The 23,862-nt window shown below is 67.7% G+C and carries 22 protein-coding genes and 1 pseudogene; 9 read left to right on the top strand and 14 right to left on the bottom strand.

Annotated features, from left to right (window positions below):
- Nucleotides 1-2: 2 nt before the first annotated feature.
- From fdhD to ABD022_RS11215, 4 genes are all read left to right on the top strand, one after another.
- Complete coding sequence (gene fdhD / locus ABD022_RS11230) at nucleotides 3-857, top strand: formate dehydrogenase accessory sulfurtransferase FdhD (protein WP_343821358.1); 855 nt, start codon at nucleotides 3-5, stop codon at nucleotides 855-857.
- Nucleotides 854-1,120, top strand: a complete 267-nt coding sequence (locus ABD022_RS11225) for a formate dehydrogenase subunit delta (RefSeq protein ID WP_325124404.1) — start codon at nucleotides 854-856, stop codon at nucleotides 1,118-1,120. Before fdhD ends, ABD022_RS11225 begins: the two co-directional genes overlap by 4 nt.
- 83 nt (nucleotides 1,121-1,203) lie before the next feature.
- The gene (locus ABD022_RS11220) at nucleotides 1,204-2,610 is read left to right on the top strand and encodes an L-lactate MFS transporter (RefSeq protein ID WP_325124405.1); all 1,407 of its coding nucleotides are present in this window, start codon (nucleotides 1,204-1,206) and stop codon (nucleotides 2,608-2,610) included.
- Nucleotides 2,611-2,623: 13 nt separating this feature from the next.
- Nucleotides 2,624-2,749: an MFS transporter small subunit gene (locus ABD022_RS11215; protein WP_325124406.1), complete on the top strand. Its 126-nt coding sequence runs from the start codon at nucleotides 2,624-2,626 to the stop codon at nucleotides 2,747-2,749.
- 84 nt (nucleotides 2,750-2,833) lie between these two features.
- On the opposite strand, the gene ABD022_RS11210 is transcribed toward ABD022_RS11215, so the two are convergent.
- The 4 genes from ABD022_RS11210 to panB form a co-directional block, all read right to left on the bottom strand.
- A complete protein-coding gene (locus tag ABD022_RS11210) occupies nucleotides 2,834-3,877 on the bottom strand; it encodes a 5'-methylthioadenosine/S-adenosylhomocysteine nucleosidase (RefSeq protein ID WP_325124407.1) in 1,044 nt (347 codons plus the stop codon).
- Complete coding sequence (locus ABD022_RS11205; protein WP_325124408.1) at nucleotides 3,874-5,319, bottom strand: DNA recombination protein RmuC; 1,446 nt, start codon at nucleotides 5,317-5,319, stop codon at nucleotides 3,874-3,876. Before ABD022_RS11205 ends, ABD022_RS11210 begins: the two co-directional genes overlap by 4 nt.
- Nucleotides 5,320-5,430: 111 nt before the next feature.
- Nucleotides 5,431-6,402: a LysR family transcriptional regulator gene (locus ABD022_RS11200; protein WP_325124409.1), complete on the bottom strand. Its 972-nt coding sequence runs from the start codon at nucleotides 6,400-6,402 to the stop codon at nucleotides 5,431-5,433.
- A 182-nt stretch (nucleotides 6,403-6,584) separates the two neighbouring features.
- The gene (gene panB / locus ABD022_RS11195) at nucleotides 6,585-7,409 is read right to left on the bottom strand and encodes a 3-methyl-2-oxobutanoate hydroxymethyltransferase (RefSeq protein ID WP_325124410.1); all 825 of its coding nucleotides are present in this window, start codon (nucleotides 7,407-7,409) and stop codon (nucleotides 6,585-6,587) included.
- A gap of 79 nt (nucleotides 7,410-7,488) precedes the next feature.
- Between panB and ABD022_RS11190 the strand changes: the two genes are divergently transcribed.
- Nucleotides 7,489-8,328: an aldo/keto reductase gene (locus tag ABD022_RS11190; RefSeq protein ID WP_325124411.1), complete on the top strand. Its 840-nt coding sequence runs from the start codon at nucleotides 7,489-7,491 to the stop codon at nucleotides 8,326-8,328.
- A 4-nt stretch (nucleotides 8,329-8,332) separates the two neighbouring features.
- Here ABD022_RS11190 and ABD022_RS11185 read toward each other — a convergent pair whose 3' ends face one another.
- Both ABD022_RS11185 and acnA read right to left on the bottom strand, forming a co-directional pair.
- Nucleotides 8,333-9,727 carry an MFS transporter gene (locus tag ABD022_RS11185; RefSeq protein ID WP_343821355.1) on the bottom strand — a complete coding sequence of 465 codons (1,395 nt, stop codon included), beginning with the start codon at nucleotides 9,725-9,727 and terminating at the stop codon, nucleotides 8,333-8,335.
- A gap of 22 nt (nucleotides 9,728-9,749) precedes the next feature.
- On the bottom strand, nucleotides 9,750-12,425 hold the full coding sequence (gene acnA, locus ABD022_RS11180) for an aconitate hydratase AcnA (protein WP_325124413.1): 2,676 nt from the start codon (nucleotides 12,423-12,425) through the stop codon (nucleotides 9,750-9,752).
- A gap of 232 nt (nucleotides 12,426-12,657) precedes the next feature.
- Here acnA and ABD022_RS11175 point away from each other — a divergent pair, with 232 nt between their 5' ends.
- Nucleotides 12,658-13,275, top strand: coding sequence for an FmdE family protein (locus ABD022_RS11175; protein WP_325124414.1), 618 nt, complete (start codon nucleotides 12,658-12,660; stop codon nucleotides 13,273-13,275).
- On the opposite strand, the gene ABD022_RS11170 is transcribed toward ABD022_RS11175, so the two are convergent.
- Nucleotides 13,276-14,724 (bottom strand): sensor domain-containing diguanylate cyclase, encoded by a 1,449-nt coding sequence (locus ABD022_RS11170; RefSeq protein WP_343821353.1) that lies wholly within the window; start codon nucleotides 14,722-14,724, stop codon nucleotides 13,276-13,278.
- Between the two features lie 368 nt (nucleotides 14,725-15,092).
- On the opposite strand from ABD022_RS11170, the gene ABD022_RS11165 reads away from it, so the two are divergent.
- The 3 genes from ABD022_RS11165 (at nucleotide 15,093) to ABD022_RS11155 (ending at nucleotide 17,844) form a co-directional block, all read left to right on the top strand.
- On the top strand, nucleotides 15,093-16,466 hold the full coding sequence (locus ABD022_RS11165; RefSeq protein WP_425545222.1) for a nucleobase:cation symporter-2 family protein: 1,374 nt from the start codon (nucleotides 15,093-15,095) through the stop codon (nucleotides 16,464-16,466).
- A 119-nt stretch (nucleotides 16,467-16,585) separates the two neighbouring features.
- Nucleotides 16,586-17,179 (top strand): phosphatase PAP2 family protein, encoded by a 594-nt coding sequence (locus ABD022_RS11160; protein ID WP_343821349.1) that lies wholly within the window; start codon nucleotides 16,586-16,588, stop codon nucleotides 17,177-17,179.
- Between the two features lie 125 nt (nucleotides 17,180-17,304).
- Nucleotides 17,305-17,844 carry a cytochrome b gene (locus ABD022_RS11155; RefSeq protein ID WP_325124418.1) on the top strand — a complete coding sequence of 180 codons (540 nt, stop codon included), beginning with the start codon at nucleotides 17,305-17,307 and terminating at the stop codon, nucleotides 17,842-17,844.
- A gap of 47 nt (nucleotides 17,845-17,891) precedes the next feature.
- Here the strand turns inward: ABD022_RS11155 and ABD022_RS11150 are convergent, their stop codons facing one another.
- The 7 genes and pseudogenes from ABD022_RS11150 to ABD022_RS11120 all read right to left on the bottom strand — a co-directional run bounded on the left by ABD022_RS11150 (nucleotide 17,892) and on the right by ABD022_RS11120 (nucleotide 23,862).
- The gene (locus tag ABD022_RS11150) at nucleotides 17,892-18,116 is read right to left on the bottom strand and encodes a DUF2783 domain-containing protein (RefSeq protein WP_414647408.1); all 225 of its coding nucleotides are present in this window, start codon (nucleotides 18,114-18,116) and stop codon (nucleotides 17,892-17,894) included.
- Between the two features lie 5 nt (nucleotides 18,117-18,121).
- Nucleotides 18,122-19,789, bottom strand: coding sequence for an FAD-dependent oxidoreductase (locus tag ABD022_RS11145; protein WP_343821347.1), 1,668 nt, complete (start codon nucleotides 19,787-19,789; stop codon nucleotides 18,122-18,124).
- A gap of 60 nt (nucleotides 19,790-19,849) precedes the next feature.
- Complete coding sequence (locus ABD022_RS11140) at nucleotides 19,850-20,818, bottom strand: MBL fold metallo-hydrolase (RefSeq protein WP_325124421.1); 969 nt, start codon at nucleotides 20,816-20,818, stop codon at nucleotides 19,850-19,852.
- A 20-nt stretch (nucleotides 20,819-20,838) separates the two neighbouring features.
- Complete coding sequence (locus ABD022_RS11135) at nucleotides 20,839-21,540, bottom strand: ABC transporter ATP-binding protein (RefSeq protein WP_325124516.1); 702 nt, start codon at nucleotides 21,538-21,540, stop codon at nucleotides 20,839-20,841.
- A 213-nt stretch (nucleotides 21,541-21,753) separates the two neighbouring features.
- A pseudogene (locus ABD022_RS11130) lies at nucleotides 21,754-22,152 on the bottom strand (hemerythrin domain-containing protein); the annotation flags it as partial.
- An 11-nt stretch (nucleotides 22,153-22,163) separates the two neighbouring features.
- Nucleotides 22,164-22,925: an ABC transporter ATP-binding protein gene (locus ABD022_RS11125; RefSeq protein WP_325124422.1), complete on the bottom strand. Its 762-nt coding sequence runs from the start codon at nucleotides 22,923-22,925 to the stop codon at nucleotides 22,164-22,166.
- Between the two features lie 4 nt (nucleotides 22,926-22,929).
- Nucleotides 22,930-23,862, bottom strand: a complete 933-nt coding sequence (locus tag ABD022_RS11120; RefSeq protein WP_325124423.1) for a branched-chain amino acid ABC transporter permease — start codon at nucleotides 23,860-23,862, stop codon at nucleotides 22,930-22,932.

Raw genomic sequence — 23,862 nt, 5'->3', positions numbered from 1 at the left:
GCATGCATCCTGCCGATTTCGATCCCTTGTCCGACCTGCCCGATCCGTCCGCCGGCCTGGCGATGGACGACATCCTGCGCGTCGGCGGCCGCCAGGCGACGGCGGCGCAGGACGCCATCGCCTGCGAGCAGGCGGTCGCCCTGGAATACAACGGCATCGCGCACGCCGCCCTGCTGGCCTCGCCGCTGCATCTCCACGAGCTGGCACTGGGCTTTTCCTACACCGAAGGCATCATCCGATCCCCGGCCGATGTGCTGGACATGGATGTCGATACGACGCCCGACGGCCTGGTGGTCCGCATGCGGATCGTCAACGCCCGGCTGCACGCCCTGAAGCTGCGCCGGCGCACCCTGGCGGGCAGCACCAGCTGCGGCCTGTGCGGCGTACAGAGCCTGGCGCAGATCCGCCGCGACCTGCCGCCCCTGGCCGAGCCGCAGCGGCCCTGGGCGATCGGGGCCGTGGAATCCGCGCTGAACCAGTTGCGCCGGCGTCAGCCGCTGCACAACCTGACCGGCGCCACCCACGCAGCCGCCTGGGCCGAACCCGACGGGCGCCTGGCCTGGACCTACGAAGACGTCGGGCGGCACAACGCGCTGGACAAGCTCATCGGCCGCCTGCTGCGCGAAACGGTGGACCCGGGCGCGGGATTCGCGGTGATTTCCAGCCGGGCCAGCTTCGAGATGGTGCAGAAGACCCAGGCCGCCGGCATCCGTGCCCTGGTGGCCGTCTCCGCGCCCACCACCCTGGCCGTGCGGCTGGCACGCGAAGCACCCATGATGCTGGCCGGCTTCGCGCGCGACGGCCGCTGCACGGTCTACAGCCGGCCCGATTACCTGGACCTGGAGAGCCGCACGTGACCAATATCGAACACCTGATCCGCCTGGCCAACCGCATCGGCCATTTCTTCGAAGCCATGCCCGACCGGGCCGCCGGCATCAACGGCATCGCCGACCATATCCGGCGGTTCTGGGATCCGCGCATGCGGCGCGCCCTGCTGGACTACCTCGGCACGCATCCGGATGGCCAGTGGGGCGACACGGCCCTGTCGCCCATCTGCATGGAAGCCATCGCGCAGCACCGCGATCGCCTTTATCCCAGGCAGGGCGCCAGCCCGGCCTGACACCCCACAGGCCCCCCGGCCTTCTTTCCGACCTCGGCAGCACACACGCAGACATACCGGGCATTCGACCCAGGAGGAGACCCATGAGTACGGAAGCAAATCAAAACGGATTTTTCAGCAAGGAACGCATCACCGCGCCCCCCGGCTTCAACCGCTGGATGATCCCGCCCGCCGCCCTGGCGGTCCACCTGTGCATCGGGCAGGCCTATGCCTTTTCAGTGTTCAACGGCCCGATGACCAAGCTCATCGGCATCCAGCAGCCTGCGCCGGACGACTGGGGCCTGCCTGCCCTGGGCTGGATCTTCAGCCTCGCCATCCTCTTCCTCGGCCTGTCCGCCGCCTTCGCCGGCAAATGGCTCGAGGAAGTCGGCCCGCGCAAGGCCATGTTCGTGGCGGCCTGCTGCTTCGGCGGCGGCTTCATCGTGTCCTCGATCGGCGTCTCCACCCACCAGCTCTGGCTGCTGTACCTGGGCTATGGCGTCCTTGGCGGGATCGGCCTGGGCATCGGCTACGTCTCGCCCGTCTCGACCCTGATCAAGTGGTTCCCGGACAAGCGCGGCATGGCCACCGGGATGGCGATCATGGGCTTCGGTGGTGGCGCCTTCATCGCCTCGCCGATGTCGGTGGCGCTGATGGAGCATTTCCGCACGCCCGAATCGATGGGTGTGGCCCCGACCTTCCTGGTCATGGGCGTGCTGTACTTCATTTCCATGATGATCGGCGCCTGCGCCATCCGCATCCCGGCGCCCGACTGGAAGCCCGAAGGCTGGACGCCGCCGGTCACGCAGAAGGCCATGATCTCGCGCAACCACGTCCATATCGACCAGGCCCTGAAGACCCCGCAGTTCTGGCTGCTGTGGTGGGCGCTGACCCTGAACGTGACGGCGGGCATCGGCGTGCTGGGCCAGGCCTCGGTGATGATCCAGGAAAGCTTCCGCGGCGCCATCACGCCGGCCGCGGCAGCCGGCTTCGTCGGCCTGCTGTCGCTGGCCAACATGCTGGGGCGCTTCTTCTGGTCCAGCACATCGGACTACCTGGGGCGCAAGACCACCTACGGGATCTTCTTCGTCCTGGGCGCGGTGCTGTACTTCCTGGTGCCCGGCATGGGGGCCTCGGGCAACGTCGCCCTGTTCGTGCTGTTCTACGCGATCATCATCTCGATGTACGGCGGCGGTTTCTCGACCATCCCGGCCTACCTGGCCGACCTGTTCGGCACCCGCTACGTGGGCGGCATCCACGGCCGCATCCTGACGGCCTGGGCGGCCGCCGGCGTGCTGGGACCCGTGCTGGTGAACTACATCCGCCAGTACCAGGTCGACCACGGCGTTCCGCCGGGCCAGTCCTACACCGTCACGATGTACCTGATGGCAGGACTGCTGGTCGTGGGCTTCATCTGCAACCTGCTGGTCCGTCCGGTCGCCTCACACCACCACATGGCGGCCGACACCGATACCGCCCCGATGGCCGCCAGCCTGGCCCCTCAGAAATAGGAAGGAGACTCACATGACCGCCACGACGACACGCACTCCCTCGCCTGCCCTGATCGTCCTGTTCTGGCTCTACGTCGGCATCCCGCTGGCCGTGGGCATCTGGGAAACCCTGCTCAAGGCCAGCGCCCTGTTCCACTGAGGAGCCTCCGAGCCAGGGGCTCCCCGGCCGCCATGATGCCGTGCCGCCATCGCCGATGGCGGCACGGCATCGGCACATCCATGATCAGCCCGGCCAGGCGCGCAGAAACGCCAGCAGCACCTGCGCGGCATTGTCCGCCGCGATGTGCAGGAAGGCATTCATTTCATTCTCGCCCGGCCCGCCGCCGGCCAGGTCGCTGAGCGACCGGAAGGCAATGAAGGGCACGCCCGCGCGCCAGGCCACCTGGGCGCAGGCCGCGCTTTCCATGTCCAGCACGTTGGCCTGGAAGGTACGAAAGGCGTAGCGGCGAAAATCGGCATTGTCCACGAAAGCCTGGCCGGACACGCCGTTGCCGCCGACCACCAGTCGAGGGCGCCTGTCCAGGCAACGGTCGTCGCGGTCGCAGGCGCGCAGGGGCACGGACTGGATGCCGCGCGCCACGGCCAGCATGCGCGCATCGGCCTCGAACCAGAATTTTTCCTGGATTCCGGCGCCATCGGCAGGCTGCACGCGCACCGCGCGCGGCTGCATCATGCCATAGGGCGGAAACTCGAAGGCGCCCTTGGAAGCCGGCGCGCGGTACTGCCCCGGTGCGGTTTCCCGCATCATGACCACTTCCAGGTATTGCCCCCAGCGCTCGGGCACGCTGACATCACCGATGTTCAGGTCGGGATTCACGCCACCCGCGATGCCGCTGAAAATCAGGTGGGTGACATGGAAGCGGTCGAACAGCAGCTGGGTGTTCATGGCGGCGTTGACCATGCTGATGCCGCTGAGCGCCAGCACGACGGGCTGGCCTTCAAGCTGCCCGGTGGTGAACTCGACCCCCTGGACGACATGGACTTGCGATTCCCGCAGGCGGGCGCGCAGCAGTTCCAGCTCGGGAGCGAAGGCCGACAGGATCGCCATGCGAGGCGTGTCGTCCACGCGCCGGCCGTTCTGCGCGGCGGCCTCGGCCACTGCCTGCGAACCGGGCGCCGGAGCGGCAGCACCCGGCCCCGCCCAGGCCCACAGTGCGATGGAGAAAACGAAAAGCGCCGCGGCACGCGGCAGCCGCCGCATCCCGGACGAGGCACGCAGCCCACGAAGGATCCCTGCAGCGGTTCGCGCATCCAGTTCAAGCGTCATGTCTCTGACTCCGTTGGAGAGAACGGGGCGGCCGGGTCCTGCGCCGCCGCAGCGTCCGATTCAGGGGCGGGCACGCCTGGGCCTGCCCCGGGCACCGCAAGATCCAGTCGCTGGACTTCGAAATCCGCGTGCAGGGGCTCCAGCGGCGGCAACGGCCGGCCGGCCTTGGCAGACAGCTCGGCAAAACGGCCGGCCTTGCCGTACAGGCCCCGCTGCCCGGCCACGGCCGTGACCGTGCTGTTGTAGTGCGTGGCCGCATTCCCCAGCGCGTGGCCCAGCTTCTGCAGGCGATCGGCCACCACTTCGACCTGCCGGTACAGCCCGCCGGCCTGTTCGCTCAGCGCGCGGGCCTGTTCGTTGCTGCGCGCCAGCATCCACAGGGTTGCCACCGTGCGGAGCACCGGCATCAGCGTGGTATGGGACACCAGAACGATATTGCGGCGATAGCCGTGATCGAACAGTTCCCGGTCATGATGCATGGCCTCGATGTAGGCCGGTTCGACCGGCATGTACATTAGCACGAAACCGGGGCTCTTCATGCCGATCAGGCTGCTGTAGTCCTTGCGGGCCAGGTCGTCGATGTGATTGCGCACGGCGCGCGCATGCGCGGCCAGCGCGGCTTCGCGCGCCTCGGGCGTGTCGGCGGACACGGCCCGGTCGTAGTCCACCAGAGAAACCTTGCTGTCGATGATCAGGTGCTTGCCGTCCGGCAGGCGCACGACGAAATCCGGCTGACGCCGGTTGCCGGCCTCGTCGCGGAACGGTGCCTGGGCCTGGTAGTGGTCGCCCGCGATCAGGCCCGCCAGCTGCAGGCTGCGTTCCAGCAGGACCTCGCCCCAGTTGCCGGTGGTTTTCTTGTCGCCCTTCAGTGCCCTGGCCAGGGATTGGGCCTCGTCGCTCATCTTCAGCCCCACGTCCAGGACACGGCGGATTTCCGCATCCAGCCGGGCCTGGCCCTGCACCGACGCATCGTGGATTTCATTGATGCGCCGCTGGAAGCCTTCGATCTGCTCACGGAATGGCCGCAGCAGGCCATCGAGCGAATCCTGGCTGGTACGAGCGAGGCCGTGGCTTTTTTCTTCCAGGACCTGGCCGGCCAGCTGCTGGAATTCCGTCTTCAGCGCCGCGCGCGACTGCTCGAAGGCCTGCTTCAGCTCGTCGAGCGCAGCGTGCTTTTCCTGGTAGGCCGCCTGCAGCCTGGCCAGATCCAGCTGGGCGTCCTGGGCCCGGGACCGCCAATCCTCCGCCATGCCGGCCCGGGCGGACACATCCTGCTCGAGCTGTCCGATCCGTTCCTGCAGCCGGTCGGCGCGCTCGGCCTGGCGGGCAGCTTCGGCGGCCTGCTCCAGCAGGCGCCGGCGCGCGGGCCAGGCACCGGCCACTGCGCCGACCAGGAAGGCCAGCGCCAGCAACGCCAGGATTTCCGGAGAAAGCGGGATCACGATGCCACCCTATGCTGCATGAAGACCCGACATCATCGCACAAGCGCGGATCGGCATCCGCGCGAGCCGTCCCGACCCCGGGCGCCCGCGATGCCGGCACGCCGCAGCGGCTCAGGCCGAACGCAGGACCTCGGCCTTGCGGGATGCCCTGGGGCGCAGGCCGCTGGGATCCGTGTCGACATAATGCGGAATGCAGCTCTGGACGTGCAGATGCAGCCCCTGGACCAGGCGCTGGGCGCCTTCGGACAGCTCGTGCGTTGCCTGGGAAACGGCACCGATCATGTAGGCGATGTCGGTCTGGATGGGCCGCAGGACGATTCCATCGAGATGGACGCCCCGGATCGAGAACGGATCGATCAGCGCCACGCCCAGGCCGAGCCGCACCAGAGACAGGGCTGTCTGCTGGCTGCCGACTTCGATGTGGCGCCTGGCCCCGCCTGCCGTCGCCTGCACCAGACTGCTGGTCAGGTGATAACGCATGCGATAGCGGTTGAGCAGCGTGATGACGTCGGTGTTGCGCACGTCTTCGAGCCGGACCGTTTCGCGCGCCGCGAGCGGATGGGCCGCGGGCATTGCCAGCAGGCAGGGCGCCTGGCCGCACCAGTGCACCCGCAAGGCACCGGCATCGATCGGCAGGTTGATGAGCGCGAAATCCGCCCGGCCTTCGGCCAGCGCGCTGGCGGGCACTTCGTGGACGACTTCCTCGATGATGAGTTTTTCGCGGAACACGGGGCTGAAGCGGTCCATCCTGGCCAGGGCTTCGGGCAGCAGGCCGCGGGCGAGATCGACGGCGGCCAGCACCCGCAGCGGGCGGACCTGGCCGTTGCGCATGCCCTGGACTCGCGATTCCAGCTGATGCAGCTCGGCCAGAATGCCGCGCACTTCCTGGTAGAACTCGGCGCCCTGTTCGGTCAGCGTGATGGTGGGCCGGGTGCGGGTGAACAGCAGGAAACCCAGCTCGGCCTCCAGATCGCTGATCTGGCGGCTCACGACGGGCTGCGAACGGCCCAGCATGCGGCCGGCCGCAGTGACGCTGCCGCTGGTCACGATGGCGTTCAGGGCCTCGAGTTGGCGTATTTCCATGGCGTTCGATGCGGACCGTCCCTGGCCGCACCCTAAAAGAGCCCCGTGCCGCGCTTCGAATGCGCACATGCCCGATGAGACGTCTGCTGTCTTGTAGCGGCTCGGCGGCCAGAAACCGCCCGGATCAGCCAGTGGCGGCGGCTCGGGCGAAATATCTAGAAATGAAAATTATATGAATATTACTACTTTGGCCGTACACCAAAACAATGAGCAAGCGTAGGAAAGGTCTCTTCCCGCACGGATTGGGCATAGTCCTGCGCCGCCTGGCGTATCACCTGTCCCGCGTCGGCGAAACGCCGGGCGAATTTCGGGATCCTGTCGCCGCTGAGACCCAGGATGTCCTCGGTCACCAGGATCTGGCCATCGCAGGCGGGCGAGGCTCCGATGCCGATGGTGGGAATCGGCAGCGCCGCCGTGATCTCGCGCGCCAGGGGCTCGCTGATGCCTTCCAGCACCACGCCGAACGCCCCGGCCTCGGCGTGCGCGCGGGCATCGTCCAGGATGCGGCGGGCGGCGGCCTCGGTCATGCCCTGGGCCTTGAAGCCGCCCATGGTGTTGACGTACTGGGGCATGAGGCCCACATGCGCCAGCACCGGAATGCCGCGCTCCACCAGGAACCGGGTGGTGTCGGCCAGGGCCTGGCCGCCCTCGAGCTTGACGCCGGAGGCGCCGCCGGACGCCAGCAGGGTCGCGGCATTGGCGAATGCCTGGGCGGGAGACTGCTGGTAGCTGCCGAACGGCATGTCGGCGATCACGCAGGCATGCCGGGTGGCCCTGACCACGGCGGCGGTATGGGCGGCCATCGTCTCGACCGTGATCGACAGCGTGTCGGGCAGCGCATAGCCCACCATGGCCGTGGAATCGCCCACCAGCAGCATGTCCACGGCCTCGTCCAGCAGGCGGGCGATCGGCGCGATGTAGGCGGTCAGCGCCGCGATCTTGCGTTCGCCCTTGGAAGCGACGAGCTGGGGCACCGTGACGCGCTGCGCCTGACTATGTACACTCATTTGACTGACTCCAAAGATTCGTTCATTGCCGGCAAGCCATTTGCCGGCCAGCCGTGCGCTGCCCACACTGGAGACCCGAATGTCCACCAATCAACCCTATCTCACGTTTCATGATGGCCGTCGAGCGCCCCAACTGGGCCTGGGCACCTGGAAACTGACCGGCGACGCCGTCGTCCCGGCGATCCAGGCTGCCGTCGAGGCCGGCTACCGTTCCATCGATACCGCCGCCATCTACGGCAACGAGGCCGAAGTCGGCCTCGGCATCGCCCGATGCGGCGTTCCCCGCGAGGAACTGTTCGTGGCCACCAAGGTCTGGAACGACCGGCATGGCCACGATAGTACCAAGGCCGCATTCCAGGAAAGCCTCGACCGGCTGGGGCTGGACTACGTCGACCTGTTCCTGATCCACTGGCCGGTTCCCAAGGAAAAGCGCTATCTGGACACCTGGGAAGCCCTGATCCAGCTGCGCGACGAAGGCCGCGCCCGGTCGATCGGTGTCTGCAACTTCCAGCCCGGCCACCTGCAGCGGCTGCTGGACGGCACCGGTGTGCTGCCGGTGGTCAACCAGATCGAACTGCACCCGCATTTCCAGCAGGCCGAACTGCGCGCCTACCACCGGGACCACGACATCCTCACCGAGGCCTGGAGCCCGCTGGGGCAGGGCCAGGCGCTGCGGGATCCGGCAATCCTGGAACTGGCCCACCGGCTGCAGGCCAGCCCGGCGCAGGTGATCCTGCGCTGGCACATCCAGATGGGTCACATGGTGATCCCGAAATCCTCGACCCCGGAACGGATCCAGGAAAACTTCAATCTGTGGAACCTGCACCTGGACGACGACGCCATGGCCAGGATCGCCGCCATGGACCGCGCCGACGGACGCCTCGGTCCGGATCCCGAGACGTTCCACCTGCTGAAGTAAACGCCTAGACGCCGTCGCGGCGCGCCCGCCATCCCAGGCTGGTCGCCAGGGCAGGCGCGAAGACGAACACCCCATAGACCGCCCAGGCGGCCTGGCGGGTACCCTGCCAGCCGCCCGGGTCGGTGAAGCCCGCGGCGTTGGCGGCCATGCCCGCCACGCTGGCGCCCAATGCCATGGCGTACAGCTGCAGGGTCGTGATCGCCGCCGAAGCGATGTTCTGCTGGTCCGCCGGCGCGGCCCTGAACACGCCGGTCAGCAGGTGCGGCCAGCACAGGCCCACGCCCACGCCCACCCCCAGCAGCAATGCGGCCAGCAGCTCCGTCGGCGCACCGGGATCGGGCATGTACACATACAGCCCGGCAAGCGACGCCGCCGACAGGACCGGCCCCAGCGCCAGCAAGCGCCCGACGCCGGCGGGCCCGCGGCCGGAACTGGCCAGGGTGCCCAGCGTCCACCCGGCCGACATGAGCGCCGACAGATAGCCCGCATGCAGCGGCGACTGCCCATGCAGGACCTGCAGGAAATAAGGCACGAAGACTTCCGTCGTCACGCCGATGCTCATCAGGCCGATCATGGCGTAGCGGCGGCCCAGGGGATGCGCCAGCGACCAGGCCCCTGCGGGCAGGAAGCGCTGGCGCGCGCGGCCATCCATGCGCGCCAGCCAGAACACCAGCAGCAGGCCGCCTGCCACGCCCGCGAGCTGGGCGATCCAGGACGGATGGAGACTGGCCGCCGACACCACCAGCACGGAAGCGACCAGCAGGCCCATGCGGAACAGGGGCGCATCCAGCCGCGCGCTGCGGTCACGGCCCACCGCGTCCAGCTGGGTCACCAGCAGCGCACCCAGCAACACGCACACCGGCAGGACGGCCCAGAACGCCCAGCGCCAGAGCCCGGCTTCGGCGAACAGGCCGCCGATGGCCGGCCCCGACAGGGTGGCCACCCCCCACATGCCGGAAATCAGCGCCATGGCGCGCGACCACAGGCTTTGATGAAACACCAGGGGCACGGTGGCGTAGCTCAGGCTGAGCAGCATGCCGCCGCCCAGGCCCTGGCCCACCCGGCCGAACAGCAGCCATGGCATGCTGGGCGCCAGCCCGCAGGCCACGGTTCCGCCCGCGAACACGAACAGGGCCAGCAGGAATGCGCGCCGCAGACCGTACCAGCGGATGCCCAGCGGGGCGCATGAAGACCCCATGATCGATGCCGCCACGAACAGCGTGGTGTTCCAGGCGTACCAGGGCAGGCCGCCGATGTCGCGCACGACCGAGGGCAGAATGGTGGTGGCAATGAAGACGTTGACCGCGTGCACGGCCACGCCGCCGGCCAGGGCGAGGGACCGCAAGCCATTGCGGCCCCGCAGCAGGGCGCCCCATGAGGCGGAAGAAGATGAACTCATCCGCCCATGATAACCGCCCGCATCACTCCAGCAGTTGCCTCAGGGCATACTGCAGGATGCCGCCGTGGCGGTAGTAGGCGGCCTCGGTCGGGGTGTCGATGCGCACAAGCGCGTCGAACTCGATATCGCCCGCCCGGACGCGCACGGTCTTGGGCGTGGCGCCGCCGTTGAAGGCCTCCACCCCGAGGATTTCGAATGTTTCCTCGCCCCGGATGCCCAGGGTGCCCGCGTTCTGGCCCGCCGGGAACTGCAGCGGCAGCACGCCCATGCCGATCAGGTTGGAACGGTGGATGCGCTCGTAGGATTCGGCGATCACCGCGCGCACGCCCAGCAGCACCGTACCCTTGGCCGCCCAGTCGCGCGAGGAGCCTGAACCGTATTCCTTGCCGGCCAGGATCACCAGCGGCGTTCCCGCGGCCAGGTAGTTCTGCGAGGCCTCGAAGATCGTGCAGACGGGCGCACCGTCGCGGGTGAAATCGCGCGTCCAGCCGCCCTCGGTGCCGGGGGCGATCTGGTTGCGCAGGCGCACGTTGGCGAACGTGCCGCGGATCATCACTTCGTGGTTGCCGCGCCGCGACCCCAGCGAATTGAAGTCCTGGGGCTCGACCCCGTGCGCGCTCAGGTACTGCCCTGCGGGCGTGTCCTTGCCGATCGAACCGGCCGGGCTGATATGGTCGGTGGTGACCGAGTCGCCCAGCATCGCCAGCACCCGCGCGCCGCGGATATCGCCCACCGGCCGGGGCTGGCGGGGCATGCCCTGGAAATAAGGCGGATTGCGCACGTAGGTGGAATCCTCTTCCCAATGGAACAGGCTGCCTTCGGGGGTATCCAGGTCGCGCCAGAGCTCGCCACCGTCGAACACGCTGGCATAGCTGCGCGTGTACATCTCGGAAGAAATGCAGGAACGGATCGCCGCCTGGACTTCTTCGGTGGTGGGCCAGAGGTCGCGCAGCCGCACGGCACGCCCCTCGGGATCCTGCCCCAGCGGATCATTGAGCAGGTCGATGTCCATGGTGCCGGCCAGCGCATAGGCCACCACCAGCGGCGGGGACATGAGATAGTTGAGCTTGACCTCTGAATGGATGCGGCCCTCGAAGTTGCGGTTGCCCGACAGCACCGAGACGACCGCCAGGTCGTTGGCGCGCACGGCTTCGGAAACCTCGGGAATCAGGGGGCCCGAATTGCCGATGCAGGTGGTGCAGCCGTAGCCGACCAGGTTGAAGCCCAACTGGTCCAGGTAGGTCGTCAGCCCGGCCTTCTCGTAGTAGTCCGTGACCACGCGGGAACCGGGCGCCAGGCTGGTCTTGACCCAGGGCTTGCGGCGCAGCCCGCGTTCCACCGCCTTCTTGGCCAGCAAGCCGGCCGCCATCATGACGGCGGGGTTGCTGGTGTTGGTGCACGAAGTGATGGCAGCGATGACCACGGCGCCGTGGTCGATCCGGAACTCGCCCGCATCGGGCAGCCGCACGGTCGCCGGGTTGGGCTTCGGCGCGCCGGGCAACGCGGCCAGGGACCTGGCCAGCGCGGGCTTGGCGTCGGTGAGCGCGATCCGGTCCTGCGGCCGCTTGGGGCCGGCGATCGAGGGCACCACCGTGCCCAGGTCCAGCTCCAGGCGCTCGGAATACTGCGGTTCATGCGCGGGATCGTGCCACAGGCCCTGGGCCTTGGCGTAGGCTTCGACCAGGGCGACCTGCTCGGCGGAACGGCCGGTGAAGCGCAGGTATTCCAGCGTCTCGTCGTCGATGGGGAAGATGGAGATGGTGGAGCCGTATTCCGGGCTCATGTTGCCGATGGTGGCGCGGTTGGCCAGCGGCACCGCGGCCACGCCGGGGCCGTAGAATTCGACGAACTTGCCCACCACGCCGTGCTTGCGCAGCATGTCGGTGATGGTCAGCACCAGGTCGGTGGCGGTGGTGCCTTCCGGCAGCGCGCCGGAAAGCTTGAACCCGACCACGCGCGGAATCAGCATCGAGATGGGCTGGCCCAGCATGGCGGCCTCGGCCTCGATCCCGCCGACCCCCCAGGCCACCACCCCCAGGCCGTTGACCATGGGCGTGTGCGAGTCCGTGCCCACACAGGTGTCGGGATAGGCTTCGGTGACGCCATCGACCTGGCGCGTGAACACGCCACGCGCCAGGTGTTCCAGGTTGACCTGGTGGACGATGCCGGTGTCCGGCGGCACGACGCGGAAATTGTCGAAGGCCGTCTGGCCCCAGCGCAGGAACTTGTAGCGCTCGACGTTGCGGCGGTATTCGATTTCCTGGTTGCGGCGGAAAGACTGGTTGTGGCCGAAATCATCGACGATCACCGAGTGGTCGATGACGAGTTCCACGGGGGCCAGGGGATTGATGCGGTCCGGCTGCCCCCCCAGCGCGCGCATGGCATCGCGCATGGCGGCCAGGTCGACCAGGGCGGGCACGCCGGTGAAATCCTGCAGCACGACCCGGGCCGGCGTGAAGGCGATCTCGCGGCTGGGCTCGGCGTCGGGATCCCAGCCCGCCAGGGCGCGGATCTCGTCGGCGCGAACGGCCACGCCGTCTTCGGTGCGCAGCAGGTTCTCCAGCAGGATCTTCAGGCCGTAGGGCAGGCGGCTCGGGTCGAGTCCGTGGTCCTTCAGCGCATCCAGACGCCAGATGCGGTAGGACTTGCCCCCCACATCCAGTGTTGCGAGCGCGCCGAAGCTGTTGGGGTGTGCCATGACATGTCCTCCTGTCGGTTCGAACACGGGCCGCCGGGGGACCTCCGCCACGGGGCCGCTGATCCGGTCCATCTTACACCCCCTGGCACCGGCGGCCATCCTTCGCGCCGGGCACGGACGCAAGGCTGCCGGCGCACATGGCCAACGACCGGACGCAGCCCAGGGTTAAGCGCGGTTTTCCCGGCGCCCGGGCCTACACTGGAACGATTCCTGTTCCTCCGGAGCGCATTTCATGGCATTTCCCGAATTCTTCGCCCAGGCCCCGCGCATCGCGCTGCACGATCCGCTCGCCCAGCTGCTGGGCGCATCCGACGACGGCCTGATCGAGTACGGCTACGAAGACGCCGTGCGTCTGGCCGGCCATTCCTGCCCCACGGTGGCCGGCGCCTGGCTGATGACGGTGCGCGCGCTGCGCGCCCTGTATCCCGACGCCGCGCCGCAACGCGGCGACATCGACGTCACCTTCGCGGACGACGCCACCAACGGCGTCACCGGCGTCATCGCCAATGTGGTCAGCCTGGTCACCGGCGCCACCGTCGATACGGGCTTCAAGGGGCTGGCCGGCCAGCACGACCGGCGCAACCTGCTGCATTTCGGGGGCGACATCCCCGGAGAAATCGTCTTCACGCGCCGGGACACCGGCGATCAGGTGGCGGTGTCCTTCAGTGCCCAGGGCGTACCGGGCTCGCCGGCGGCCATGCCGATGCTGCAGAAGATCCTGTCCGGCCACGCCGACGAAACGGAAAAGCGGGATTTCGCCCAGCTCTGGCAAGACCGCGTGCGCCGCATCCTGGAAGCCATCGACCAGCCCGGGCTGGTCACGGTCAGCCCGCTGCCGCGCGCCGCCTGATCAGCTTTCGGCGCGCCCGGCCGATCCCTGGCGCCGCTCGTGCGTGCTGTAGTAGCGGCGCTTGTCTTCATACAGCGCGTGGTCGGCGTCCTTCAGGGCCTGCTCCAGGGCGGCGGGGTCGCGGCAGGTGGCCTCGCCGGCCGAAACGCTCAGCGGAATGCCGCCGTAGTACTGGTTGTTCAGCTCGATCAGCGAATGGATGTTGTCCAGCACCTTGCGGCTCGCCGTCTCGTCGTAGCCGGGCAGTATCACCACGAACTCGTCGCCGCCGATGCGGGCGGCCTGGCCCGGGCGATCGATCGCCTTGTTCAGGACCTCGCCGAAACGGCGCAGCAGATCGTCGCCCACCGCGTGGCCGCCCTCGTCGTTGGCCTGCTTCAGATTGTTCAGGTCCAGCGCAATGAATGACACCAGCGGCGCCCGCTTGCGCTGCAGGCGGCCCAGTTCGTCGACGAAATAGGAGCGGTTCTTCAGCTGGGTCAGCACATCGTGCTTGCCCAGGTATTCCAGGTAGGCTTCGGCTTTCTTGCGGGCCGTGATGTCGGTCAGCGAGACCAGCACCAGGCCCCAGTCGTCCTCGTGCCCCTGGAAGACCGACAGCTGCAGGTGTATGTGCAGGAGATCGCCTTCCAGGGTGTGATTCTGGACTTCTCTCTGGTGAAAGAGCCGGTCATGCCACAAGTCGATCAGCTGTTCGGCGAAGGAGGCGCGGGATTCCTCGCGGAAGACGTCGTTCATCCGCTCGATCAGCTGGTCCCGGGATTCCGCCTTGAACAGCGTCAGGGTGTAGTCATTGACGTCGATGATGCGGACTTCCTGGAGGCAGCGGTCGATGAAGTCGGGATGCACATCCAGGAATGTACGGAAATCGCTGATGTCCTGGCCGCGCAGTTCGTCGAACAGGCGCTTGATGGCGCTGAAATCCTCGACCCACAGGGAAACCGGCGCCTGCTGGAAGAATTCGCGGGCATCGCGCTCGCTGGCCTGGGCCCGGCGGCGGGCTTCCTGCAGCGGGGTGACGTCTTCCATGGCGACCAGGACCCGGTCCCAGGGTCGCTGCTCGTCGGCCAGCACCACGGCCTTCAGCGACAGGTCCAGGCGGCGGCCATCCAGTGCGTAGTTCACGGTCTGGCTCTGGAAGCCCCCCTGGCCGAGCCAGAGCTGGTTGAGTTCCGCGGCCAGCCCCTCGAACGTGTCGTCGCGCAATACCTCGGCCAGCCGGTCCATCAGTTCGGGCTGCGAGCGTGCGCCGAACAGGGACAAGGCCTGGCGATTGACGCGCAGGATCCGGATCAGGCCGGCGCAATGCCGCAACCGGTCGCGGTCCTGCAGCAGCCAGGCCCGCAGGTCGGTGACGCCTTCCGCGCGCCAGCGTTCGAACTGGGCATGCAAGGCGCTGTAGTCCTCGAGCCACAAGGCCATGGGCGTGGCCTCGAAGAAATCCGGCATGCCGGTTTCCTGAGACCGCCATTCGGCCGACACCGCCCGCCCTTCATCCATCCTGGCCCCGCTCGCACGTTAAAGCAGGGATTCTAAAGGAATATCCTGTGCAGACACCCTATTTTCGCCGCCGTAAAAGGTCATTCCACATGCGTTAGAGAAAACACCAATGGACATGAATTCGAATAAATACATGGGGATGGACAATATGATGGGGCAGCGATCCCGAAACCAGGCCCGGGGTTCACAATAAGGCCATCGGCCCCGATGTCCGAACGCGGCCCCGGCCGCGCCGGAAGGCCGCATCGCCGGCACCGCCCGCCCTCCCGGCACGCGCCGCGTCCGGCCCACGACGAACGACGAGGATGGAGACTGCCTTGAACACACCCGCCCGCACCGCGCCGCCGCGCCCCGAAGACGAAGCCCTGGGATTGCCGGCCAACCTCATGTACGGGTTCCAGCACGTCCTGACCATGTACGGCGGCATCATCGCCGTGCCGCTGATCGTGGGCCAGGCCGCCGGGCTGGACGGCACCGAAATCGGCGTACTGATCGCATCCTGCCTGTTCATGGGCGGCCTGGCGACCCTGCTGCAGACGCTGGGCATTCCGTTCTTCGGCTGCCAGCTGCCCCTGGTCCAGGGCGTGTCCTTTGCCAGCGTGGCCACCATCGTCGCCATCCTGACGGCCGGCGGCGGCCTGCCGTCCGTCTTCGGCGCCGTCATGGCCGCCGCCCTGCTCGGCCTGCTGATCACCCCGGTGTTTTCGCGCATCATCCGCTTCTTTCCACCACTGGTGACCGGATCGGTCATCACCACCATCGGCCTGTCGCTGATGCCGGTGGCCGCGAACTGGTCCATGGGCGGCAATCCCAAGGCGGCCGACTACGGCAGCATGGCCAACATCGGCCTGGCCGCCGCCACCCTGTCCATCGTGCTGCTGCTCAGCAAGCTCGGCAGCGCAGCCGTCTCGCGCCTGTCGATCCTGCTGGCCATGGCGCTGGGCACGGTCATCGCCTGGGGCGCCGGCATGACCGATTTTTCGCGGGCCCTCGACGGCCCGTCCTTCGCCCTGCCGACCCTGTTCCATTTTGGCTGGCCCGAGTTCCATCCCGCCGCGATCGTGTCGATGTTCATCGTCATCCTGGTGGTCCTGGTGGAGACGTCCGCCGACATCCTGGCGGTGGGCGACATCATCGACACCCGGATCGATTCGCACCGTCTGGGCGACGGGCTGCGCGCCGACATGATTTCCAGCGTGGTGGCGCCCGTCTTCGGCTCCTTCACGCAAAGCGCCTTCGCCCAGAACGTGGGCCTGGTCGCCGTCACCGGCGTCAAGAGCCGCTACGTGGTCGCCACCAGCGGCCTGATCCTGCTGGGGCTGGGGCTGCTGCCGGTGATCGGCCGCTTCATCGCCGCCGTGCCCACGGCCGTGCTGGGCGGCGCCGGCCTGGTGCTGTTCGGCACCGTGGCCGCCAGCGGCATCCGCACCCTGGCCCGGGTCGACTACGAAAACAACATGAACCTGATCATCGTGGCGACTTCCGTCGGTTTCGGCATGATCCCCATCGCGGCGCCCCATTTCTATGCCCACTTCCCGGCCTGGGTCGCAACGATCTTCCACTCCGGCATCAGCTCGGCCGCCATCATGGCCATCACCCTGAACCTGTTGTTCAACCACCTGACCCTGGGCAATTCCGACCGGCAATCCGTTTTCGTCGCCGGTACCCGCCCCGCCTCCGGGGATCACTGATCCGAACCACACCCCGAAGGCCGGGCATCCGTCCCTCGGGGTGTATTTCATTTGAATACGCCATCCGGAACGGGCCGATGCTATGCTGCATTCCCCGACACGCCGCCCATCCGTTCCGCATGGAAGCTCTGAACCACACCCTTTTCCTCTGGATCAATGCCAGCACCCCCTCGGCGGCGGCCCTGCTGCTGGGCCGCTTCCTGTCCAACGGCCTGATCTACCTGTTTCCCCTGTACCTGGTGCTGAGCTGGCTGCGCGCCGATGCAGCCGGACGCGAAGCCCTGCTGCAGGCGGCCGTCAGCGCGGCCATCGCCATGCTGCTGTCCTGGTCGATCGCCCAGGTCTGGTTCCACCCGCGCCCCTTCGTCATCGGCCTGGGCCACCAGTACATCCCCCACGCACCGACCGCTTCGTTCCCGAGCAACCACCTGAGCTTCGCCTGGGCGATCTGCGCCGGGCTGGCCCTGCATCCGGTCCGCCGGAAGGCCGCCGGGCTGCTGGCCCTGGCCGCGCTGCCGATCGCCTGGGCGCGCATCTACATGGGCATCCACTTCCCGCTGGACATGGCCGGCGCCCTGCTCACCGGCCTGGCCGCCGCGGCGATCGGCCTGCCGCTGCGCGGCTCGCTGATTCCGTCCCTGAGACGCTGCATCGAACCCGCCTACCGCCTGGTCTTCGCCTGGCCGATCCGCAAGGGCTGGATGCGCGCCTGATCCCCTGCGGTCCGGGCCGCCCGGCACCGCGCCGGTGCGGGGGGGCCGCAGGCTGCGTTCATCTCCGGTTCATGCCGTGCAGGCGATCATGGCGCCGTTGCAAACCGTCTTCCCGATTCGATCCCATGTCAGCCCCTGCCCGCTACAGCCGCCTGTCCATCAGCCTGCACTGGCTCACCCTGCTTCTGATCGTCGTGGTCTATTCCATGATGGAATTCAAGGGCCTGTTCCCCAAGGACAGCCCGGAACGCGCCTTCATGAAGATGCTGCATGCCTCGTGCGGCCTGACCATCCTGGCGCTGACCGCGATCCGTCTGGCGACACGCCCGTTCCAGCACACGCCGGCCATCACGCCGGCGCCCGCCGCCTGGGAACAGACCGTCGCCCGCCTGATGCACGCGGCCCTGTATGCAATGCTGATCGCCCTGCCCCTGCTGGCCTGGTTCGGCATCAACTCCTTCGGCGGCACGGTCAAGGCCTGGGGCATGGCACTGCCCGCCCTGACCGGCGTGGACAAGGCCCTGGGCCGCACGCTGATCGACACGCACAAGCTGATCGCCAACATCGGCTATGCCCTGATCGGCCTGCATGCCCTGGCTGCGCTGAAGCACCATTACATCAGCCGGGACGACACCCTGCGCCGCATGCTGCCATCGCGCGCCTGACGGCGCGGGCACACGTGCCCGGCGGATGGCCCGCCGGGCACGTCGCATCACAGGTCCTGGCGTGCGATTGCCATGGCCTCTCGCAGGACCGACAGGTCGCCGATATGATTGGCCAGCAACAGGATCAGGCGGGCATTGGCCTGCACGCTCTGTTCATCGCTGAGATCCCGGTGCATCTCGATCAGCGCCTCGTAGAAATCGTCGCCGGGAGTGTAGGCGCGCGCATAGCGGCGGCCGGGTTCGCCGAAATTCAGGTTCAGGTTCAGTCCCATGGCATTCATTCCGGATTGCAGGTTGCGCGGGCCAGCGCCTGCCGGACCCGCTTGGCGTCCACGACGCGCCAGCGGGCCGCGACATGCTGGTCCGGACGGATCAGCCAGGCCGACCCCGGCCGGGCGTCGTAGCGTTCGGCGAAGCGGCCGGTGTAATCCTCGAAGACCCGGAAACCGTGCGGCGAGCGGCCGCCAGCCGGGGTCACGAGGATGACGTCCACCGGCAACGGGCCGGACATCAGCGCCTGCAGGGCATCGGCCTGCGCGACATCGCCCGGCTTGTCCACATAGACCAGCAGCTGGAACCGGTTGCCCAGCCGCTCCAGCAGCCAGAAATGATCCACCTGGGCCCGCATGGGGCTGTCGTCGCAAGCCGAGCCGGGCACCATGTCCCCGGCGAAGGCGGCCTCGTCGGGCGTGTTCAGGGGGGAATCGGCCAGAATCGCCGGAACCGACAGGCGGCCCGAATTCACCAACGCCCGCGCAAAGGGATAGTGGCGCGCCAGCCCCAGCACCGCGTTGCGGAAGGCGAGTGAAGTCTTCGTCTTGGGCGTGATGAAATCCGTGGACCGCGTGGAATTCAGCAGATTCTCGTCGGCGGCGTAAGTCCGCTCATCGGAATACGTGTCCAGCAGGCGGTCGGGCGCACGGCCTTCCATCACCAGCCGCAGCTTCCAGATCAGATTGTCCGTGTCCTGGATGCCCGAATTGGCGCCGCGCGCACCGAAGGGCGACACCTGGTGGGCCGCATCGCCGACGAACAGGGCGCGGCCATGGCGGAACTTGCCCATGCGCCGGCACTGGAACGTGTAGACGCTGACCCATTCAAGCTCGAATTCGTGCTCTTCGCCCAGCATGGCCCTGATGCGCGGAATGACCCGCTCGGGGCGCTTTTCTTCCTCGGGGTCGGCGTCCCAGCCGAGCTGGAAATCGATGCGCCAGACATTGTCGGCCTGGTGGTGCAGCAGAACCGACTGGCCCGGGTGGAAAGGCGGATCGAACCAGAACCAGCGCTCGGCGGGGAAATCGGCCTTCATCACCACGTCGGCGATCAGGAAGCGGTCCATGAAGATCTTGCCTTCGGCTTCCAGCCCCATCATGCGGCGGATGGAACTGCGCGCGCCATCGGCCACGATGAGCCAGTCGGCCTCCACCGGATAGGTGCCGTCCGGCGTCTCGACCTGCAGCGCGACGCCATCGTCTCCCACGCGCACGGACACGACCTTGTTGCGGAACCGCAGGTCCAGCGACGGCAGGGCCTGGGCCCGCTTCACCATGAATTCTTCCAGGTAGTACTGCTGCAGATTGATCATGCCCGGCCGATGGTGATCGGGCTGAGGCAGCAGGTTGAAGCTGTAGACCTCTTCGCTGCGAAAGAACGTCCGCCCCACGTTCCAGCTGACGCCCTTGTCCACGCAGGGTTGGCCAACCCCCAGGCGGTCCAGCACTTCCAGGGCGCGCTTGGCGTAGCAGACCCCGCGCGAACCGACGGAGACGGTATCGTCGTCATCGAGCAGCAGCACGGGTACGTTCTGCTGGGCCAGATCGATGGCGGCGGCCAGACCGACCGGGCCGGCGCCCACGACCACCACCGGATGGCGCACGGGCGTGCCCGATCCCAGTTCGCGCGGCGGACGGTATTCGAACTTCTGGTACTGATAGGTACTGAGCATGTATGTCTCCTGCGGACCGGTGCGGGCCGCGGCCACAAGGCCGCGGGGCCGGTCCCGCGATCAGTTTTCCGCCTGCAGGCCGTGCCACATTTCCCGGTCGCGCTCGGCCGTCCAGATGCGCGGATGGCGGATGCCGCTGGCCTCGTCCATGGCCCTGACCACGTCGAACGGCAGGCAGTGTTCGTAGATGAAGACCTGGGCGAACTTCGGATCCATGGCGCGGCGGATGTGGGCCATGGCCTGCTTGAGATCCATGCCCCGGGCATGTGCCTCGCAGGCGGACGAGTACAGCGTGGTGACGAAGTCGCGCGTGTAGGCCAGGCCCGCGGCAACCTGTTCGGGCGTCACCAGCGCCGGACCGCGGCCCGGGACCAGCTTCTCGGCTCCCAGCGCGGCCAGCGCATCCAGGGTGGCCGGCCAATCCGCCAGCTGTGCATCGCCGGTGTAGCAGGCGGCGTCGTATTCGACCAGGTCGCCGGAGAACAGGACTTTTTCGGACGGCACCCACACCACGGTATCGCCCCGGGTGTGGCCCGAGCCGGGGTGGAAGACGCGAACTTCCAGGTCGCCGCCCATCCACAGGCTGATGCCTTCGCGAAAGACCAGCGTCGGCCAGGTCAGGCCCGGGATCGACTCGAAGGACTGGAACAGGCGCGGAAAACGCTCGTATTCGGATTGCATGTCCTGCGCGCCGCGTTCCACGATCATCTCGTAGGTGCCCTGGCTGGCGATGACTTCCTGCAGGCCCTCGTCGCGGTAGGCGGAAGCGCCCAGCACCCGCACGGCATGGTAGTGCGACAGCACGGCGTACTTGATGGGCTTGTCGGTGATCTTGCGGATTTCCGCGATCAGCCGCCTTGCCATCACGGGCGTGGCGAGCGTGTCACAGATCAGGACGGCCTCGTCGCCGATGACGACGCCGGTGTTGGGATCGCCTTCGGCGGTATAGGACCAGCAGTGCTCGGACAGACGGGCAAAGGTGGTTTTCTTTTCTTCCAGGTCGGCTACGGATGCGAATTGCTTGCTCATGATGGATGGCTCCCGGTGTTTCACATGCCCAGGTACGCAGCACGCACCTGTTCGTTGCGGATCATGTCCTGGCCGGTGCCCGACAGCACGATGCGGCCGGTTTCCAGGACGTAGGCGCGATCGGCGATGCCCAGCGCGGCGAAGGCGTTCTGCTCGACCAGCAGGATGGTGATGCCCTGGGCCTTGAGCGTGCGGATGACGTTGAAGACTTCCTCGACCAGCAGGGGCGCCAGGCCCATGGACGGCTCGTCGAGCAGCAGCAGGCGCGGCCGCCCCATCAGGGCGCGGCTGATGGCCAGCATCTGCTGCTGCCCGCCCGACAGCGTCCCCGCGGGCAAGCGACGCTTTTCACGCAGCACGGGGAACATCGCGTAGACGCGCTCCAGGTCTTCTTCCACCTGGACGGCGGGCCGCAGGTAGGCGCCAAGGCGCAGGTTGTCCTCGATCGACAGGGGGCCGAAGACCTGGCGGCCCTCCGGGCTGTGGCAGATGCCGGCCCGCACCCGCCGGTCGGCCCGCACCCGGGACAGATCCTGCCCCGCGAAGCGGATGCGGCCGGCGCTCATGGGCTGGATGCCGGACAGCGTGCGCAGGAACGTGGTCTTGCCCGCCCCGTTGGCTCCGACCAGGGCCACGAGCTCGCCCTTGAAGACATCCAGGCTGATGCCCTTGAGCGCCTGGATGCGCCCGTAACAGGACTCGAGGTCGCGGACTTCGAGCAGCGGCTCGCGCGCGGCGGCCGCCAGGTGGCCGAAGCCCCCCGCCTGGCTGCCGCCCAGGCCGACCGTTTCAGGGGCAAGCGATACGATGCGGTGGTAGAGTTCGCGATATTCGGCGCGGGCCTGCTCGCCGAACAGCGGATCCCGGTGATCGGAAAAAGCGGCCGCGATGCCGGCCCAGTCTTCGGGCTGAAGCACCTGGCGCGCCAGGGGAAAGGCTTCTTTTTCCTCGGTCCGGATATGCCGCTTGAGCTGGTCGGCGTAGCGGCGCAGGCCCTCGATGAACCCGGGCTGGTCCGACAGGCGCCCACCCTGTCCCAGGAAACGGCGCAGAGTGCGCAGGTTTTCGGGCCCCTGGCGATGCTCGGCCTCCAGGGTGTCCAGGATGGAGGCGGCGGCCTCCGGGGCGCGCCGGCGTAGCGCCAGGAACAGGTACTGATCCTCTTTGGCGTGATGGCAGCCATCCATGAATTCCTGGATGTAGTCGAACAAGGCATGGAAGAAGCCTTCCTCGACCGGCTCGCCCGCCTCCAGTTCGCCGGCCACCCAGTCGATGGTGGTGGCGATGCGCCAGAGATTGCGGTGTTCTTCCTGAATGATGTCCAGTGCGTGCATGATGTCCCCGATCAGGCGTGGCCGCCCAGGTAGGCCGCGATCACGTCCGGATTGCCGCGGACTTCAGGCCCCGAGCCTTCGGCCAGCCGCTTGCCGTAATCCAGCACCAGGATCCGGTCGGACAGGTTCATGACCATCTTCATGTCGTGTTCGACCAGGACGACGGTGATGCCGGTCTCGGCGATCCGGCGCACCAGGGCGTCGACTTCCTGGGTTTCCTTTGGGTTGAGCCCGGCGGCCGGTTCGTCCAGGAACAGCAGGCGCGGCTTCATGGCCAGGGCCCGGGCGATCTCCAGGCGCTTGAGCGCCCCGTAGGGCATGCTGTCGGCACGCGACCGGACATAGGCCCCCAGGCCCACGAATTCCATCAGGCCGGCCGATTCCTCGCGCAGCGCCCGGTCGCGGCGTCTCAGGGCGGGCGTGCGCAGCAAGGCCTTGAACAGGCTGCCGTCCAGGTGCAGGTGGGCGCCGACCATGACGTTCTCGAGGGCGCTCATGTTCATCCAGACCTGCAGGTTCTGGAAGGTGCGCGCCATGCCCCGGCGGGCCAGTTCGTAGGGGGTGCGTCCCTGGATTTCCCGCCCGTCCAGGCGCACGGCACCCGCCGTGGGCCGGTAGATCCCGGTGATCAGGTTGAACAGGGTCGTCTTGCCGGCGCCATTGGGGCCGATGACGGAATACACGATGCCTTCGTCCACGGAAAAACTGACGTCCTGGACGGCCCGGACATTGCCGAACTGGATGGAAATGCGGTCGACTTCGAGCAGGGCCATGGCGTCAGTCCTCCAGGCGCAGGCGCGCCGCCAGGGTGGGCACCAGGCCGCGCGGCAGGAAGATCATGCACAGCATCAGGATGGCGCCGAAGACCACGACTTCCCAGCCTTCGAAGGTTGCCAGCGCCTGCGGCAGCGCCGTCAGCAGCACGGCTCCCAGCACCGAGCCGAAGACCGATGCCATGCCGCCCACCACGACCATGGTGACCAGTTCGATCGAATGGAAGAAGTTGGCCACCTCGGGCGTCACGAAACCGACGTAATGCGCCAGGACGCTGCCCATGATGCTGGCGACGACGGCCGACAGCACGAAAACGGCGGTCTTGTAGCGCGGCACGTCCACCCCCACGACCTGGGAGGCGATCTCGGAACCATGCAGGCCCCGCAAGGCGCGGCCGAACGGCGAGTCGATCAGGTTGAGCGCGCCCCACACGCTCAGCAGCAGGATGACGGCCACCACCCAGTACCACTGCGTGTCGCGCATCAGTTCGTGGCCGAACAGTTCCATCGACTGCACCGGCATGCCGTCGGGCCCGCCGGTCCAGGCGGCCTCGTTGCGGATGACGATGTTGATGATGATGCCCAGCCCCAGCGTCGCCATGGCCAGGTAGTGTCCCTTGAGGCGCAGGATCGGCCGCGCCACCAGCAGCGCCAGCAGCCCCGTGCCGGCGGCTCCGGCCACCAGCGCCAGCAGCGGATGCCAGCCGAAATGGGCGGGCAGCACTGCCGAGGCGTAGGCGCCCAGGCCCACGAAGCCTGCGTGGCCCAGGCTGATCTGGCCTGCGTAGCCGATCAGCAGGTTCAGGCTGAGGACGATCACCGCATTGATGCACATGCGGATGACGAGGTCCAGGTAATAGCTGTTGGGCACCAGGAAGGGCGCCACGGCCAGGGCCAGGGCCAGGATGCCCAGGCCGGCGAAGGAACGTCCGCGCAT

This window comes from Castellaniella daejeonensis, from assembly GCF_039523555.1.
GTDB lineage: Bacteria > Pseudomonadota > Gammaproteobacteria > Burkholderiales > Burkholderiaceae_B > Castellaniella > Castellaniella daejeonensis.
The sequence above is the reverse complement of the archived record's forward strand: the minus strand, read 5'-3'. Positions and strand labels throughout refer to the sequence as shown.

Coding starts and splice junctions, on each gene's coding strand:
- fdhD (WP_343821358.1), top strand. CDS start 3: ATGCATCCTGCCGATTTCGATCCCTTGTCCGACCTGCCCGATCCGTCC.
- ABD022_RS11220 (WP_325124405.1), top strand. CDS start 1,204: ATGAGTACGGAAGCAAATCAAAACGGATTTTTCAGCAAGGAACGCATC.
- ABD022_RS11215 (WP_325124406.1), top strand. CDS start 2,624: ATGACCGCCACGACGACACGCACTCCCTCGCCTGCCCTGATCGTCCTG.
- ABD022_RS11210 (WP_325124407.1), bottom strand. CDS start 3,877: ATGACGCTTGAACTGGATGCGCGAACCGCTGCAGGGATCCTTCGTGGG.
- ABD022_RS11200 (WP_325124409.1), bottom strand. CDS start 6,402: ATGGAAATACGCCAACTCGAGGCCCTGAACGCCATCGTGACCAGCGGC.
- panB (WP_325124410.1), bottom strand. CDS start 7,409: ATGAGTGTACATAGTCAGGCGCAGCGCGTCACGGTGCCCCAGCTCGTC.
- ABD022_RS11190 (WP_325124411.1), top strand. CDS start 7,489: ATGTCCACCAATCAACCCTATCTCACGTTTCATGATGGCCGTCGAGCG.
- ABD022_RS11185 (WP_343821355.1), bottom strand. CDS start 9,727: ATGAGTTCATCTTCTTCCGCCTCATGGGGCGCCCTGCTGCGGGGCCGC.
- acnA (WP_325124413.1), bottom strand. CDS start 12,425: ATGGCACACCCCAACAGCTTCGGCGCGCTCGCAACACTGGATGTGGGG.
- ABD022_RS11175 (WP_325124414.1), top strand. CDS start 12,658: ATGGCATTTCCCGAATTCTTCGCCCAGGCCCCGCGCATCGCGCTGCAC.
- ABD022_RS11170 (WP_343821353.1), bottom strand. CDS start 14,724: ATGCCGGATTTCTTCGAGGCCACGCCCATGGCCTTGTGGCTCGAGGAC.
- ABD022_RS11160 (WP_343821349.1), top strand. CDS start 16,586: ATGGAAGCTCTGAACCACACCCTTTTCCTCTGGATCAATGCCAGCACC.
- ABD022_RS11155 (WP_325124418.1), top strand. CDS start 17,305: ATGTCAGCCCCTGCCCGCTACAGCCGCCTGTCCATCAGCCTGCACTGG.
- ABD022_RS11150 (WP_414647408.1), bottom strand. CDS start 18,116: ATGGGACTGAACCTGAACCTGAATTTCGGCGAACCCGGCCGCCGCTAT.
- ABD022_RS11145 (WP_343821347.1), bottom strand. CDS start 19,789: ATGCTCAGTACCTATCAGTACCAGAAGTTCGAATACCGTCCGCCGCGC.
- ABD022_RS11140 (WP_325124421.1), bottom strand. CDS start 20,818: ATGAGCAAGCAATTCGCATCCGTAGCCGACCTGGAAGAAAAGAAAACC.
- ABD022_RS11125 (WP_325124422.1), bottom strand. CDS start 22,925: ATGGCCCTGCTCGAAGTCGACCGCATTTCCATCCAGTTCGGCAATGTC.
- ABD022_RS11120 (WP_325124423.1), bottom strand. CDS start 23,862: ATGCGCGGACGTTCCTTCGCCGGCCTGGGCATCCTGGCCCTGGCCCTG.